The following is a 344-nucleotide window of genomic DNA, read 5'->3' on the forward strand; positions in this document are numbered from 1 at the left end:
GATACAGCAGACCACAAAAAAGCTGAAATCACTAAAGACGGTGTTAAATATTACTTAACAGCTAAAGAGCTTAAAGATGATTCTAAACCAGCAACAGGTGATGTTGTTGAAGGAACAACTACAGTAACTTACGTTTACGAAAAAGCAGGACAAGTAGTAGTTAACTACCAAACAGAAGACGGAACTCCATTAGTAGGTGTTGATGCAGCAGGTGCGAATGTAGCTTCAGGTGCAAAAGACACTGTAGACGGAAGACCAGGATCAGCATATGACACTTCTGATAACGGAATGAAACCAAACCGTATTACAACTGCAGAAGGAAAAGTATACGAACTAGTACCAAC

General features: G+C 39.8%; 1 protein-coding gene. It reads left to right on the plus strand.

All coding sequences use genetic code 11. The features are described from left to right. Positions 1–344, plus strand: a 344-nt coding sequence (locus JQ843_RS05770; protein WP_203213124.1) for a MucBP domain-containing protein, incomplete at both ends; no start/stop codon positions are given.

The sequence above is a fragment of the Streptococcus mitis genome (assembly GCF_905187495.1).
GTDB classification, from domain to species: domain Bacteria; phylum Bacillota; class Bacilli; order Lactobacillales; family Streptococcaceae; genus Streptococcus; species Streptococcus mitis_CU.